We start from the raw sequence: 14,682 nt of genomic DNA, 5'->3' as shown, positions 1-14,682 counted from the left end.
GGCGTCCGGACCCCATGTCGGGGGCCCGGTTGGCCCGGCACTGTTGCGTTGAATGCACCGTAAGCCTACGGTCGGTTGAGAAGGCCCGCCACCGCGGTCAGGCCAGTTTTCTACGAGTCCGGGCCATGGTGAGGAATGTCCGTGTCGACGAAATCGATGCCGTGGAGCGGCCGCTGCTCGCCACCACCCACGACTATCCGGACGGCGGAACGCTGCCGCTGCACTGGCACCGGCGGGGGCAGCTGATCTCCGGCATCACCGGGGTGCTGATCATGTCGACGCCCCAGGGCCGCTGGGTGGTGCCGCCCGATTTCGGCCTGTGGATCCCGCCCGGCGTCATGCATGAGGTGCGCATGCTCGGGGCGGTGACCACCCACAGCCTGTTTCTGGACCCGGACCTGACCGGCGGAATGCCGGACCGCTGTCAGGTCGTCGGGCTGTCCCCCTTCATCCGCAGCCTGATCGCCCGCGCCGTGGATGTACCGGCGGACTATGATCCAGACAGCCACGACGGCGCGGTGATGGCGCTGATCCGCTACGAGATGCTGCATCTGCCGGCCCAACCGCTGACCGTCCCGTTTCCGACCAGTCCGGCGTTGGCCGAGCGTTGCCGGCGCTTTCTGCGGCAGCCGGCGGTGCATGAGACCATCGAGCACTGGTGCGACGAGCTGGGCGTCAGCCGGCGGGCCTTCACCCGCCTGTTCCGGCGCGAGACCGGGCTGAGCTTTCTGGATTGGCGCCAGCAGGCCTGCCTTGCCGCCGCCCTGCCGCGGCTGGTGGCGGGCGAAGCAGTCACCGCCGTCGCCATCGACCTCGGCTATGACAACCCCGCCGCCTTCACCGCGATGTTCAAGCGCGTTCTTGGCTCGTCGCCGCGCGCCTATCTGAAAGGCGCCGAATGACCTCCTGTCCCGTCAGGAATAGCGCATCGCCTCCAGATCGGCGATGAGGCCGGGACCTTCCGGATGCCAGCCGAGCTTCGCCTGCGTCTGGGCGCTGGACGCTGCCATGTCGATGCCCGCGAACATCGCCATCCAGCCGAAATGCTCGGCCGCCTTGTCCTGCGGGATGGAAACCGCCGGGATCTTCAGGCCACGGGCCAAAGTCTCGACGATCTCGCGGGTTCCGACGCCCTCCTCTCCGACCGCATGGTAGCGGGCACCGGCCTCCGCCTTCTCGATGGCCAGACGATAGAGGCGGGCAACATCGCCCAGATGGCCGGCGGACCAGCGGTTTTGCCCCTCGCCGATATAGGCGGCGACACCCTTCGCGCGGAAGATTTCGATCAGCGGGGTGATCAGCCCCTGCTTCTCGGTGTTGTGGACCTGCGGCAACCGCATCACCGCGACGTTGACGCCGGCGTCCAACAGCTCGTTGCCGGCCCGTTCCGATGCGATGCGCGGATTGGGGTGACTGTCGTCGAAGACATCTTCGCGGGCAAGCCGGCCATGGCCGGCACCCCCCATGCCGACCCCTGACGTGATCAGCAGCGGACGGTTCGAGCCCGTCAGCACCGCGCCCAAGGCACCGATCACCCGGCTGTCCTTTGCGCAATTCTCTGCGAAGCGCGAGAAGTCATGGTCGAAGGCGGTGTGGATCACGGCGTCGGCCTTCTCGGCACCGCTGCGGATGCTCGCCAGATCCTCCAGCGTGCCCAGATGCGGCTCGGCGCCGGCGGACTCCAGCGCGCGGGCGCCGTCCCCGGACCGGGTCATGCCGATGACCCGATGGCCGGCCTGGAGCAGTTCGGACAGCACGGCCCGACCGATGAAGCCGGTGGCGCCGGTGAGGAAAATACGCATGGGAAAATCACCTTTCAAATTCCGTCGCCCCCACTCTGTCCCGCCATGATATCCTGTTAAAGTAGTGACGTTTTCCTAGTATAGCGGCTACCAGGATCAGCCAATGCAGACCGAAACCAGACAGATCAGTCCGGCCGGCACGCTCGCCGCCTTCCTGCGCGACCGCCGGACGCGGCTGGACCCAGCGGCTTTCGGATTCTCAGGACGCCGCCGCACACCGGGCCTGCGCCGGGAGGAAGTGGCGCAGCGCGCCAATATCAGCCCGACCTGGTACACGTGGCTGGAGCAGGGGCGGGGCGGAGCGCCGTCGGCCGACGTGCTGGACCGGATTGCCGGCAGCCTGATGCTGACCGATCTGGAGCGGGAGCATCTGTTCATCCTGGCGCTCGGCCGGCCGCCGGAGATGCGCTACAGGCCGGCTCAAGGAGTCAGCCCGCGGCTGCAACGGCTGCTGGAGTCCTTCGACGCCTGTCCGGCCTTCATCAAGACCGCGACCTGGGACGTGCTGGCCTGGAATCGTGCCGCTGCCGTGGTGCTGACCGATTACGGCACGCTTCCGCCCGATCAGCGGAACATCCTGCGGCTGGTGTTCGGCAATCCGGCGATCCGGGCCAAGCAGAAGGATTGGGAGGGTATGGCGCGGCATCTGGTCGGCGCCTTCCGCGTCGATGCAGCGCGGGCCGGAGCGGTTAAGGAGATCGCCGATTTTGTCGACGAACTGTGCCGGATGAGCACCGAGTTCGCCCGGTTCTGGAACGAGAATGACGTGTACGCGCCGAGCGAGGGGTTCAAACGGCTCCTGCACCCGGAACTCGGCAGCATCGAGATGGAATATTCGGCCTTCGCTGTCGATGGACGCCCCGATCTCGGTCTTCTGGTCTACAATCCGCTGGACGAACAGGTTAAAGAACGCATCCGGGCCCTGGCCGGTCGAAGGACCGCGGTGGCGCCTGGCGGATGAGCGGTGGCAGGAAGGAACAGCGCCGGTGAATCTCTTCTCTCTTCTCGATCAGGCGGCGGCCCGTTTCCCCGCCCGCGGTGCGGTGTTCCGCGGCACCGAGCAGCTTCACAGCTTTGCCGAACTTCGCTCCCGCGCGCTGCGGATCGCCGCCGGCCTGCGCGCTTCCGGACGGCCGGGCGACCGCATCGCCATCGCGACGGAGAATGTGCCCGAGTATGTCGAGCTGTTCTTCGCCATCTGGGCCGCCGGCATGGCGGCGACGCCGGTGAACGCCAAGCTGCATCCGCGCGAGCTGGTGCAGATCCTGGAGGATTCCGGAGCGTCCACCGTCTTCGTCTCGCCCAAACTGGCCGCCGGGCTGGAACAGGCGCTGGACGGGTCGCCTGCGGCGTCCTGCCGCCGGATCGTCATCGGCGGGGCCGGCTATGCGGCGCTGACGGAGGGTGACGAATGGGACGGACCGATCGATCCCGATCCGCAGGCGTTGGGCTGGCTGTTCTACACCAGCGGCACCACCGGTCGGTCGAAGGGGGCGATGCTGTCACACCGCAATCTGCTGGCCATGACCGTCGCCCATCTGGCCGATGTCGAGGCGGTGGACGAGGATTGCAGCCTGTTGCACGCGGCGCCGATGTCGCACGGCTCCGGCCTCTATATGGCGGCCTATGTCGCCCGCGGCGCCCGGCAGGTGGTCCCGGCCTCCTCCGCCTTCGAGCCGGCGGAGTTCCTCGATCTCTGCGACCGTCACCCCGGCTGCGGCGCCTTCCTGGCCCCGACGATGGTGCAGAGGCTGCGGTTGGAGGCGGAACGCGGCGGCCGGCGGCCGGCCAATCTGCGTTCCATCGTCTATGGCGGCGGCCCGATGTATGTGGAGGAGCTGCGCCGTTCGCTGGCGGTTTTCGGGCCGGTTTTCGCCCAGATCTACGGCCAGGGCGAGGCGCCGATGACCATCGCGTCGCTGCGGCGCCGCGACCATGCAAGCGACGACGATGCGGTGCTGGGGTCGGTCGGTTTCGCCCGCAGCGGCGTCGAAGTGGCGGTGGTGGATGCCGACGGCCGGTCGTTGCCCACCGGGGAGGTGGGAGAGATCGTCTGCCGCGGCGACGTAGTGATGGCCGGATACTGGAACAATGCCGCGGCGACGGCCGAAGCCCTGCGCGGCGGCTGGCTGTTCACCGGCGACATGGGGTCCTTCGATGGGCAAGGCTATCTGACGCTGCGCGACCGGTCGAAGGACGTCATCATCAGCGGCGGCAGCAACATCTATCCGCGCGAGGTGGAGGAGGTGCTGCTGCGCCACCCCGACGTCGCCGAGGTCTGTGTCACCGGGCAGCCCGATCCGGAATGGGGCGAGATCGTCGTCGCCTTCATCGTCGCCGAACCGGGGCGCGAAATCTCGCCCGGCGGCCTCGACGAGCATTGCAACGCCAGCATCGCCCGATTCAAGCGGCCCAAGCGTTACCTGTTCGTCGAAGACCTGCCGAAGAACAACTATGGCAAGGTGGTGAAGCGCGAACTGCGCGCCCGTCTGGCCGGCGGGTAGGGCCAGGTGGGGACGGGAGGCATCAACGCCCGGCCGCCTGACGGCGCAGGGTCTTCAACTCCTCGAAGCGGGCGGACACGTCGCGCATGACGGAGGCCATCCCGAGCATGGCGCCGTCCGCGTCCTTCAAGGGCACGATGGTGAACTCCACCGAGATGCGGCTGCCGTCCTTGCGCAATGCCGGAACTGACAGCAGGTCGCCGCTGCCATAGCGGCTCACCCCCGACTTCATCACCTCGTCATAGCCTTCCCAATGACGCTGGCGCTGCCGTTCGGGGATGATGATGTCGAGCGATTGGCCCAGCGCCTCTTCGGCGGTGAAGCCGAACACGCGTTCCGCCCCCGCATTCCAGAACCGGATGAGACCCTCCCGGTCGGAATAGACGATGGCCTCCGCCGGGCTGTGCAGGAGCCCCAGCCCCAGTTGTCGCAACTCTTCTTCGGTCATCGAATCCTCCCAATGGTCGTTTCGTGATGAAGTGTCAGACATCCAAGACCAATCTTGCGCTCCGCGCCCGTGAGACGCACAGCATCATCGTCTTGCCGGCAGCGCGCTCCGCGTCGGACAGGACGCTGTCGCGGTGGTCGGGCTCGCCCTCCAGCACCGCCGTCTCGCAGGTGCCGCAGATGCCCTGTTCGCAGGACGAGTCGACTTCGACGCCTGCGGCGTAGAGCGCTTCCAGAATGCTGGTTCCCGCCGGAACCGTGACGGTGACGCCGGACCGCGCGCAGACCACCTCGAAGCTGTCGTCTGCGGCGCCCCGACGGACCGGCTCCGGACGCGGCGTGAACCATTCGAAGCGGACATCCTGGTCCGGTCGGGCGGCTGCTGCCACCGCTTCCATCAGCCGCTGCGGACCGCAGCAATAGATCGGGACATCGACGGGGGTGGACGCCAGCAACTCGTCGACCGCCAGCCGTCGGCCGTCGTCGGTGGCATGCAGATCGGCGCGGCCATGGGGCAGGGCGCGGAGATCGTCGAGGAAGGGGGCCGCCGCGGCGTTGCGCACGCAATAATGCAGGGCCCAGTCGGCGCCCCGCTCCGCCGCCCTTCGGATCATCGGCAACAGCGGCGTGATGCCGATGCCGCCGGCGATGAACAGGTAGCGCTCTGCGTCTTCGAAGCGGAAATTGTTGCGCGGCGGGGAGATGGCCAGGTCGGCGCCAAGCACCAGTTCGCCATGCACGAAGCCCGATCCCCGCCCGCCCGACACGTTCAGGACGGCGATGCGGTAGGCGTGGCGGTCCGCCGGATCGCCGCACAGCGAATAGGACCGCACTGCCCCGTCCGGCAGATGGAGGTCGATGTGGGCGCCGGGCTCGGCCGGCGGTAGCCCCCGCCCGTCCGGATCGCGCAACTCGACCAGCCGGACCTGCGGTGTGATCCGGTCCAGGCGGTGCACGCGCAACGTCCATGGTGCCTTGGCTGAGGGCTGCGGCGTTTCAGGCTGCGTACTGCTCATCGTCCTGCCTGCGAGTGTCGTCGGCGGGTCTGGTATGCCAGATCCAATGCAGGCAGCCTAAAACCTCAAGTTAACTTCAGGTCAAGGGAAAATGTGGCATCCCGGTTCGGCGGATCATCCGGCGGTCGCCATGCGTTGTTCGCGAAACGGTGCGCGGGGCACCCCCAACGGGAGGAACTGTCATGTCACGGTCGACGATCATGGTCCTGGTTGCAGTGCTTGGGTTGGCGGGAACCGCGTCGGTGCCGGCGCTGGCGGCGTCGGGCGACATCCATGCGGTGACGGGCGAGAAGGTCAATCTGCGTGCCGGTCCGTCCGACGATGCGGCGGTCCGCTCCACGATCATGCGCGGCGAGGACGTGGTCGAATTGCGGCGGGAGGGCAGCTGGATGGGTGTCCGCGTCCTGCGCACCGGGGAGGAGGGCTGGCTGTTCTCCGACCTCGTCAAGCGGCAGAGCGCCAGCACGCTGGGCAGCGGCGAAAGCGCTCCGGCGCCGGCCGGGTTCGGCAAGCTTTCGCCGGGCTTCGACGGGCTGGTCGCCGGCATCGGCGAGCAACTCGGCTACCGCTTCGCCGACAAGGTGGAGCAGGGCGCCAATGGCATGCTGAGGGTCATTCCGACCCAGGAATGGCTGTACAACACCGGCCGCGACGCCAAGATGTTCGCGGCGCTGGCGCTCTACCAGATGTGGAAGAACTACAACAACGGCAAGCCGGTGACGGTCACGCTGGGCGCGCAGGGACCGGCCGCCATCACCATCGCCGACGCTGCGAAGGGGCCGGAGCTTACCGGACCGGCCTTCAGCCCGGCACGCTGATAGGGGAAGGACCGCAAGTCCCCGGCTCGTTCATACCGGGGGCTTGCGGTCTTTGCGGATCGTCAGATTTCCCGCTTGCTCATCTGGTCGGCGATGTAGTCGGCCTGCCGGATCGCCAGCGCGACGATGGTCAGGGTCGGATTCTCCGACGCCCCGCTGGTGAACTGGCTGCCGTCCGACACGAACAGGTTCTTCACGTCATGCGCCTGCCCCCACTTGTTGACGACGCCGTCGCGGGCGTTGGCGCTCATCCGGTTGGTGCCGAGATTGTGGGTGGACGGGTAGGGCGGGGTGTGGATGGTCCTGACCGCGCCCACCGCGTCATAGACGGCCGACCCGCGGCCATAGGCGTGGGTGCGCATGGCGATGTCGTTGGGATGGTCGTCGAAATTGACGTTGGGAATCGGCAGGCCGAACTTGTCCTTCTCCGTCGCGTGCAGGGTGATGCGGTTGGTCTCGCGCGGCATGTCCTCGCCGACCAGCCACATGCCGGCGATGTGGTCGTAGGCGTCCAGCGCCGAGCTGAAGTCGCGACCCCAGGCTCCCGGATCGAGGAAGGCCGCCATGAAGGGCACGCCGAGCGACAGCGTCTCCATCTCGTAGCCGCCGACGAAGCCGCGCCGCGGGTCGAAGCGGGATTCGTCGCGGATGATCCCGGCCATGGTGGTGCCGCGGTACATGTGCACCGGCCGGTCGAACACCCCATAAACCGAGCCGGTCATGTGCCGCATGTAGTTGCGCCCGACCTGACCTGACGAGTTCGCCAGCCCGTCCGGAAACATCGTCGACGCCGAGTTCAGCAGCAGGCGCGGGCTTTCGATCGAGTTACCGGCGACCGCGACGATGCGGGCCTTCTGGCGGTGCATGGCGCCGGTGGCGTCGGCATAGAGCACGGCATTGACCTTGCCCTTCGCGTCATGCTCGATCTTCAGGACCTGGGAGTTCGGCCGGACTTCCAGATTGCCGGTGGCCTCGCCCTTGGGGATCTCGGTGTAGAGGGTCGACCATTTCGCCCCCGACTTGCAGCCCTGGAAACAGAAGCCGATCTGCTGGCAGGCGCCGCGGCCGTCGCGCGGCTTGCTGTTGATCGACATGTTGCCGGTGTGGAACTCGCTATAGCCCAGCTTCTTGGCGCCGGCCGCCAGCACCTTGTAATTGTTGTTGCCGGGCAGGCGCGGGATGCCGTTGGTGCCGGTCGTCCCCATCTTGAACTCGGCCTTGTCGTAATAGGGCTCCATCTCCGCCAGCGTCACCGGCCAGTCGAGCAGGTTGGCTCCCTCCACCGCGCCGTAGGTCGTGCGCGTCTTGAACTCGTGCTCCTGGAAGCGGAGCGAGGCGCCGGCCCAATGAACGGTGGAGCCGCCGACCGCCTTGACGATCCAGGCCGGCAGATTGGGGAAGTCCTTCGCCACCCGCCAACTGCCGGATGTGGTGCGCTTGTCCAGCCAGGAGATCTGCGAGAAGCTCTTCCACTCGTCGTTCACGAAATCCTGGATCTCGTGGCGCCCGCCGGCCTCCAGGCAGACGACCTTGACGCCCTTCTGGGCCAGCTCGTTCGCCAGGGTGCCGCCGCCGGCCCCCGATCCGATCACCACCACGACGTTGTCGTCATCCATCGCGAATTTCGCAACCATGTCTCGGTCCTCCCCATTTTTTCGGGCATTCGGTGCGCGTTCGATGCGGCAAGCATTGATGCGAGCCGGTGGGGCCGTCAGGCGTCCTTGATCCAGTCCAGATCGTCGAAGCCGCGGTGGATGTAGCCGCCATATTCGGCCGACGCCCCTTCGTAGCCGAGCTTCGCCCACACCTCCGGCTGGTTGTAGAGGGCGACCACCATGTCGCCGCGGACCTTGCGGAAGAAGGGCGTGGTCTCGATGGATTTGAGCACCGCGACGCGGTCCGCCTCCGCCTTGATGGCGGCGTAGGGAGCGTTGCGCAGCTTGCGCGCGGCGGTATCCAGCGCCACCGCCCCTTCGTTGAGCTGGCCCGCCAGGGTGGCGTCCTTCGCCGCCTCCTGATCCATCGAGGCCAGTGCCTTCTCGTAATAGGCGTCGCCCAGCCGGTCGTGCGGATAGAGGTCGCGCACCATCGCCAGCAGGGTCTTGGCCGCGTCGGGCTTGATGGCGGTTAGCCCTTCGGCCCAGGCCGGCATCGCGGTGATCGACACCATGCCGCCGGAAACCGCACCGGCCGCCGCCACCGATGCGGCGGAGGTCTTCAGAAAATTCCGCCGGTTGAACCGTGTCCGTTTGTCGAGAATGCGCATGATCGACGTCTCCTTCCCATGGCTCGGTTATTGTTGGATTGAGGTTTGGTCTTACCGGTAGCGGCCGTGGCATTGCAGGACCTCGGTCTTGTAGCCGTCCGGATCGGTGACGAAGAAGAAGCGGGCCAGCAGCGTGCCGCCGGGGGCGAACTCCTTCACCGGCGTCACCGGGACGCCCAGGGCCGACAGCCGGGCGTGTTCGCCGTCCAGATCGTCCACCGCCACCGCCATGTGGCCGTAGCCGTCGCCATGGGTGTAGGGCGCAGTCCGGTCATGGTTGACGGTCAGCTCCAGCTCCATGTCGTTTTCGGCGTTGCGCAGATAGATCAGCGTGAAGCCGTCGAAGCCCAGCCGCTCGGCCGGTTCCAGCCCGAAGGCCTTGGCGTAGAAGTCCAGCGACCGCTGTTCGTCGAGGACGCGCACCATCATGTGGATGATCTTGGCCATGGTGCTTCCCATGAGGTCGTTTGAGGGAGGTCGTTACCGTTTGGCGCTGGTTTCCAGGAACTGGACGATGCTCTTGCGGACGCTGTCGTCGTCCTGCCGGTAGTTCATGTAGCTGCCGGGAACGAACTGGTTGGAGTTGGCCAGCCAGTTCTCCAGATGCCCGGCATCCCAGGCGAAGCCGGCACCGCGCAGGGCGTCCGAATAGTCGAAGCCGTCGACCGTGCCGGCCTTGCGACCGATGACGCCGTACAGCGGTGGCCCGGCGCGCGGCCCGTCGTCCTTCTTCACCGAATGGCAGGTTCCGCATTGCTGGCGGAACAGCGTCTCGCCGTCCGCCGCCGCGGATTTTTTCGTAAAGGGCGAGAAGGGTATGGACAGGAAGGGTATGGACAGAAGGAGCAGCAACATCACCCAGCGGTGCGGCGACATCCTCGCGTGCATCGCATGCCTCATCGTTTAAAGTTCCTCCCGAAATCTTGGCCGAAATCTTGGCCGAAGCCTTTGGGCGCCGCGACTTCGGACCAGCCGGTGCGGCACCGTCGATGAGACTGGAGCAAGGGGCGTGCCACGCTAGGCAAAGCCGCGTTCGATAAGGGGAAGGGCGGGTTTTGTGCGGTGTCGCGGGGGATGGCTGTCCCAACTGTTTCATTATGGGACACCCATGGTGCGACAGATCGTCCCATGATGAGACAGTGCGTTAAGCGAACATTCTTTAAAATCACTTGCCCGGCGGCCTCTGGCGTTCTGGCACGCCGGTTGCTTTATGGATTGGGCATTGCAGCCGCCCCGCTTCGGCGGTCGCAAAAAGCCTGAAGCTGCGGACCATCTTCGCCGCGCTGCTGTGCGGCCCCGGTCCAGCCGATGATCCCGCCCATAAGGCTGCCGGTGTCCCGTCATCCGGCATAAGCGGCCGACGCGATCCTTCAGGCCCGGATCAACATCATCAAAATCATGGGGAGAGACGACATGCCGGATGGATTGACGCTGAACAAGATCACCAGCCAGAAAGGCATCGGCATCACCGAGGCGGCCCGCCGCGTCGCCGATCTCGGCTGGACACCGTCCTACGTCAAGGAGGCGATGAGCTTCCCGACCGACTACAAGATCTCCAAGGCGCCGCGCGACCCGATGAAGCAGGTCCTGCGCTCCTACTTCCCGATGCAGGAGGAGAAGGACAACCGCGTCTATGGTGCGCTGGACGCCGCGCTGCGCGGCGACATGTTCCGCAATGTCGAGCCGCGCTGGATCGAGTGGATGAAGCTGTTCCTGGCGATCATCCCCTTCCCGGAAATCTCGGCGGCGCGGTCGATGGCGACGCTGGGCCAGCTGGCGCCGGGCGACGATTTGCGCACCGGCTTCACCATGCAGATGATCGACGAGTTCCGGCACTCGACGATCCAGATGAACCTCAAGAAATGGTACATGGAGAACTACATCGACCCGGCCGGGTTCGACATCACCGAGAAGGCGTTCGGCAAATGCTACGCCACCACCATCGGCCGGCAGTTCGGTGAGGCTTTCCTGACCGGCGACGCCATCACCGCGTCCAACATCTATTTGCAGGTCGTGGCGGAGACCGCCTTCACCAACACCCTGTTCGTCGCCATGCCGTCGGAGGCAGCGCGCAACGGCGACTATGCCCTGCCCACCGTCTTCCTTTCGGTGCAGAGCGACGAATCCCGCCACATAGGCAACGGCCATTCCATGCTGATGTCGGTGCTGAAGGAGCCGGACAACCACCTGCTGCTGGAACGCGACATCCGCTATTCCTTCTGGCAGAACCACATGATCGTCGATGCCGCCATCGGCACGATCATCGAATACGGCACCAAGCACCGCGACAAGAACAAGGAATCCTACGCCGAACTGTGGCACCGCTGGATCTTCGAGGATTACTACCGCACCTACCTGCTGCCGCTGGAGAAGTACGGCATCAAGATCCACCACGACGACGTCCACGAGGCCTTCGACAGCATCGTCAAGAAGAACTACGTCCACAAGATCGCCCAATTCTTCTCCGCCGGCTGGTGGGCCAACTTCTGGCGCATCGAGGCGATGACCGAACGCGACTTCGAATGGTTCGAAAGCAAGTATCCGGGCTGGTACGACGAGTTCGGCGTCTGGTGGGAGAATTACGCCAAGCTGAGCAAGCCCGGCAGCGTGCCGATCACCTTCGCCGACACCGGCTATGTCTATCCGCACCGCTGCTGGTCGAGCCTGGTGCCCTGCGTGATCCGCGAGGATTTCACGACCGACGAGGTGGACGGCGAACTCTTCACCTACGCCTCCGAAGTCGACCGCTGGACCCACAAGGAGGCGTTCGCCGCCGAGTACCAGGGCCGCCCGACCCCGGCGATGGGCCGCTTCTCCGGCCGGCGCCAGTGGGAGGAGGTCTATGACGGCTGGGACCTCGCCGACGCCATCCAGGACATGGGCTTCGTCCGTCCCGACGGGAAGACGCTGATCGCCCAGCCGCATCTGTCCTTCGAGGAGAAGGATATGTGGACGCTGGACCATGTGCGCGGCCACACCATCCGTAGCCCGCTGCTGGCGCTCCGCGAAATGACGCCGCAACAGCGTCAGGCGCATGTCGAGGAATACCGCAAGGGCTTCAAAATCCGCCGGGTCTGATCCCAGGGCTATTCATTCGGGCCCGCCCCCCTTTCCAGACGGAAAGGGGGAACGGGGATCCCATGCGGACATCACCGCGGAGATCGACAGACCATGACCGCACAAGCGCTACAGAACAGCCCGGCCGTCCACACCGTCCGGCTGGAGCCGGTCGGCATCGAAATGGAGGTGGCGGAAGGGGAAACCATCCTCGACGCCGCCTTCCGCCAGGGCGTCTCGCTGATGCATGGCTGCAAGGAGGGGCAATGCTCCGCCTGCAAATGCCTGCTGATCGACGGCGACGTCGAGATGCTGAAATACTCCACCTTCGCGCTCTCCGATCCGGAGCGCGACAGCAACCACATCCTGCTCTGCCGCTCGCTGGCCTACAGCGACGTGGCGGTGGAATTGCTGAACTATGACGAGGATCTGCTGTCCCGCTCCATTCCGGTGAAGGACTTCAACGCGCGGCTGGCGGCGGTGGCGCCGCTGACCCACGACATCGTCGCCATTGCGCTGGACCTCGACCAGCCGATGAAGTTCTGGGCCGGGCAATATGCCGACATCACGCTGCCCGGCATCGGCCTGACGCGGTCCTTCTCGATGGGAAACCCGCCGGCGGACGGCAGCCGGTTGGAGTTCATCATCAAGAAATACCCGGACGGCGCCTTCTCCCGCCAGCTCGATGGCGGGCTGTCGGTCGGCGACCGGGTGAGCGTCCGCGGCCCCTACGGCAGCTGCTTCCGCCGCGAGGGGCGGGAGGGGCCGATGATCCTGGTCGGCGGCGGGTCGGGCATGGCACCGCTGCTGTCGATCCTGCGCGATCAGGCCGCCAGCGGCGAGACGCGGCCGGTGCGTTTCTTCTACGGCGCCCGCAGCCGCCGGGACCTGTTCCACCTCGACCAGTTCGAGGAGTTCGCCCGCAGCCTGCCGGACTTCGCCTTTATCCCAGCCCTGTCGCATGCCGAGGAGGGCGACGGCTGGACCGGTGAGACCGGCTTCATCCACGAGGTGCTGCGCCGGCACCTGTCCGGGATGGATGAGGTGGAGGAGGCCGACGTCTTCTCCTGCGGGCCGCCGCCGATGATCGACGCGGTGTTGCCGGTCCTGCAAATGGCCGGCGTCGATTCCGCGCGCGTCTATTTCGACAAATTCACCCCCGCGACCCGCTGAGACGGGCCACTGAGGCGGGCTTATGCAAACACGGGAGGAACGACAATGACCATGCAGGAAACCGCATCCGCAGCCGCCGGGGCTAAGGTCTTTCCGGGCTCCGACAGCCGCCGCTACAATTACTTCGAGCCGAAGGGCCGCAAGGCGACCCATTACGAGGACGTGACGGTCGACGTCCAGCCCGATCCGGAGCGCTATCTGCTCCAGAATTGGATCATTTCCTTCGGCGACGGCACGCCCACCTATTCCAAGGACTGGACCGCGCTGAAATGCACGGACTGGCACGGCTTCCGGGCGCCCGACCAGGAATGGGAACGCACCCATTACCAGCGCCAGTCCACCATCGTCGGCATGATCCAGAATGTGGTGGAGAACGCACGCCGCGCCGGGGCGCCCCAGCGCTTCGACAAGGCCTGGGTCGCCGTGCTCCAGAACCATGTCGGCGCCTTCAAGCATGCCGAATATGGCTTGGGCACCGCGCTGATGCGGGCGCAGCGCTACGGCTACACCCAGATGGTCAACAACGCCATCCTGACCAACGCCTCCTACAAGCTGCGTTTCGCCCAGGACCTGACGCTCTATCTGGCGGAGGTCGGCAGCGATATCGGCGGTTTCGACCTGGATGCCGGCAAGGCGCACTGGCTGGACGACCCGATCTGGCAGCCCTGCCGCGAGGCGGTGGAGCATATCCGCGCCGCCACCGACTTCCTGGAGCAGTATTTCGCCGTCAACCTCGTCTTCGAACCGCTGGTCGGCGAGCTGTTCCGTAGCGGCTTCGTCATGCAGGTGGCCGCGGCGCAGAACGATTTCTCCACCCCGTCGGTCATCTCGGCGGCCGAAGCCGACTATGAACGGAACCTCGCCAACGCGGTTGAACTGTTCGCCCTGCTGCTGTGCGATCCGGCCCATGGCGAGGACAACCGGACCATGCTGCAAAGCTGGTTCACCCATCATGGCGGGCTGGCGGTGAAGGCGGCCTTGCAGCTTCAGCCGCTGTGGTCGCTGCCCAGGGTCAAGGCGGCCAACTTCGTCGAAGCGTTCGAGCGGGCGCGCGGCCGCGTCGCCGCCATCGGGCGGGAGATCGGCATCGACGCCGACCTGCCGGCCCTGCCGCCGGTCGAGGTCGGGCAGGACGCAACTCCGGCTGCCGCTGCGGCCGCAGTCACCGACGCTGCGGCCGAGTGAGCTTTCCCGCATCTCCGCCAGCTTCCGCCACAAGAGGACAAGACCATGAGCGTCACCACCGTGCAGCAGCTTTTCAAGCCGCTGAAGGACATCACCCAGGACGGCACCATCTCGCACCAGTGCGGCGTGACGATGAACGACAGCGTCGAGGCGCGCTGCATCGCCGAGGTGATGGAGAGCAAGCCCGGCATCACCGTCACCTACCTGCCGGCGATGATCCGCATCGATGGCGAAGGCAAGATCGAGTTCAAAATGAGCGAGATCGGTGAAGCGCTGGGCCGCGAGATGACCCCGCACATCTTCGAGATCTCCACCTCCACCCACTATGGCCGCATGGTCATGATCGACGAGGACACCGTCGTCCTCTTCGGCAACATGGACGATGCGCTGGCCTACGAGTGATCTCGGGCCAGT

The 14,682-nt window shown here is 66.0% G+C and carries 15 protein-coding genes; 8 read left to right on the top strand and 7 right to left on the bottom strand.

The features are described 5' to 3' along the window. Nucleotides 1–125 precede the first annotated feature (125 nt). Nucleotides 126–902: an AraC family transcriptional regulator gene (locus ABNQ38_RS00825; RefSeq protein ID WP_377805207.1), complete on the top strand. Its 777-nt coding sequence runs from the start codon at nucleotides 126–128 to the stop codon at nucleotides 900–902. Nucleotides 903–914: 12 nt separating this feature from the next. On the opposite strand, the gene ABNQ38_RS00820 is transcribed toward ABNQ38_RS00825, so the two are convergent. Next, complete coding sequence (locus ABNQ38_RS00820) at nucleotides 915–1,802, bottom strand: SDR family oxidoreductase (protein WP_377805206.1); 888 nt, start codon at nucleotides 1,800–1,802, stop codon at nucleotides 915–917. A gap of 103 nt (nucleotides 1,803–1,905) precedes the next feature. Here ABNQ38_RS00820 and ABNQ38_RS00815 point away from each other — a divergent pair, with 103 nt between their 5' ends. Continuing rightward, nucleotides 1,906–2,763: a helix-turn-helix transcriptional regulator gene (locus tag ABNQ38_RS00815; protein WP_377805205.1), complete on the top strand. Its 858-nt coding sequence runs from the start codon at nucleotides 1,906–1,908 to the stop codon at nucleotides 2,761–2,763. Nucleotides 2,764–2,788: 25 nt separating this feature from the next. After that, the gene (locus ABNQ38_RS00810) at nucleotides 2,789–4,306 is read left to right on the top strand and encodes an AMP-binding protein (protein WP_377805204.1); all 1,518 of its coding nucleotides are present in this window, start codon (nucleotides 2,789–2,791) and stop codon (nucleotides 4,304–4,306) included. A gap of 22 nt (nucleotides 4,307–4,328) precedes the next feature. On the opposite strand, the gene ABNQ38_RS00805 is transcribed toward ABNQ38_RS00810, so the two are convergent. Beyond that, nucleotides 4,329–4,754: a PAS domain-containing protein gene (locus ABNQ38_RS00805; RefSeq protein WP_377805203.1), complete on the bottom strand. Its 426-nt coding sequence runs from the start codon at nucleotides 4,752–4,754 to the stop codon at nucleotides 4,329–4,331. Between the two features lie 34 nt (nucleotides 4,755–4,788). Beyond that, nucleotides 4,789–5,709, bottom strand: coding sequence for a PDR/VanB family oxidoreductase (locus ABNQ38_RS00800; RefSeq protein ID WP_377805202.1), 921 nt, complete (start codon nucleotides 5,707–5,709; stop codon nucleotides 4,789–4,791). Between the two features lie 242 nt (nucleotides 5,710–5,951). On the opposite strand from ABNQ38_RS00800, the gene ABNQ38_RS00795 reads away from it, so the two are divergent. After that, nucleotides 5,952–6,587, top strand: a complete 636-nt coding sequence (locus ABNQ38_RS00795) for an SH3 domain-containing protein (RefSeq protein WP_377805201.1) — start codon at nucleotides 5,952–5,954, stop codon at nucleotides 6,585–6,587. Between the two features lie 62 nt (nucleotides 6,588–6,649). On the opposite strand, the gene ABNQ38_RS00790 is transcribed toward ABNQ38_RS00795, so the two are convergent. The 4 genes from ABNQ38_RS00790 to ABNQ38_RS00775 all read right to left on the bottom strand — a co-directional run bounded on the left by ABNQ38_RS00790 (nucleotide 6,650) and on the right by ABNQ38_RS00775 (nucleotide 9,741). Then, complete coding sequence (locus tag ABNQ38_RS00790) at nucleotides 6,650–8,221, bottom strand: GMC family oxidoreductase (protein WP_377805200.1); 1,572 nt, start codon at nucleotides 8,219–8,221, stop codon at nucleotides 6,650–6,652. A 77-nt stretch (nucleotides 8,222–8,298) separates the two neighbouring features. Next, nucleotides 8,299–8,853, bottom strand: a complete 555-nt coding sequence (locus tag ABNQ38_RS00785; RefSeq protein ID WP_377805199.1) for a twin-arginine translocation signal domain-containing protein — start codon at nucleotides 8,851–8,853, stop codon at nucleotides 8,299–8,301. Nucleotides 8,854–8,904: 51 nt separating this feature from the next. Next, the gene (locus ABNQ38_RS00780) at nucleotides 8,905–9,300 is read right to left on the bottom strand and encodes a VOC family protein (RefSeq protein WP_377805198.1); all 396 of its coding nucleotides are present in this window, start codon (nucleotides 9,298–9,300) and stop codon (nucleotides 8,905–8,907) included. A 33-nt stretch (nucleotides 9,301–9,333) separates the two neighbouring features. After that, the gene (locus ABNQ38_RS00775) at nucleotides 9,334–9,741 is read right to left on the bottom strand and encodes a c-type cytochrome (protein ID WP_377805197.1); all 408 of its coding nucleotides are present in this window, start codon (nucleotides 9,739–9,741) and stop codon (nucleotides 9,334–9,336) included. A 525-nt stretch (nucleotides 9,742–10,266) separates the two neighbouring features. Between ABNQ38_RS00775 and ABNQ38_RS00770 the strand changes: the two genes are divergently transcribed. From ABNQ38_RS00770 to ABNQ38_RS00755, 4 genes are all read left to right on the top strand, one after another. Next, nucleotides 10,267–11,931, top strand: coding sequence for an aromatic/alkene/methane monooxygenase hydroxylase/oxygenase subunit alpha (locus tag ABNQ38_RS00770; RefSeq protein ID WP_377805196.1), 1,665 nt, complete (start codon nucleotides 10,267–10,269; stop codon nucleotides 11,929–11,931). A gap of 93 nt (nucleotides 11,932–12,024) precedes the next feature. Then, nucleotides 12,025–13,083, top strand: a complete 1,059-nt coding sequence (locus ABNQ38_RS00765) for an NADH:ubiquinone reductase (Na(+)-transporting) subunit F (RefSeq protein WP_377805195.1) — start codon at nucleotides 12,025–12,027, stop codon at nucleotides 13,081–13,083. A gap of 45 nt (nucleotides 13,084–13,128) precedes the next feature. Next, nucleotides 13,129–14,268, top strand: a complete 1,140-nt coding sequence (locus tag ABNQ38_RS00760) for an aromatic/alkene monooxygenase hydroxylase subunit beta (protein ID WP_377805194.1) — start codon at nucleotides 13,129–13,131, stop codon at nucleotides 14,266–14,268. A gap of 45 nt (nucleotides 14,269–14,313) precedes the next feature. Beyond that, nucleotides 14,314–14,670: an MmoB/DmpM family protein gene (locus ABNQ38_RS00755; protein ID WP_085086548.1), complete on the top strand. Its 357-nt coding sequence runs from the start codon at nucleotides 14,314–14,316 to the stop codon at nucleotides 14,668–14,670. The last annotated feature ends 12 nt before the right edge of the window (nucleotides 14,671–14,682 follow it).

Source organism: Azospirillum sp. A29 (genome assembly GCF_042604625.1).
Taxonomy (GTDB): Bacteria; Pseudomonadota; Alphaproteobacteria; order Azospirillales; family Azospirillaceae; genus Azospirillum; species Azospirillum palustre.
This window is presented reverse-complemented; position numbering and strand designations above follow the sequence as displayed.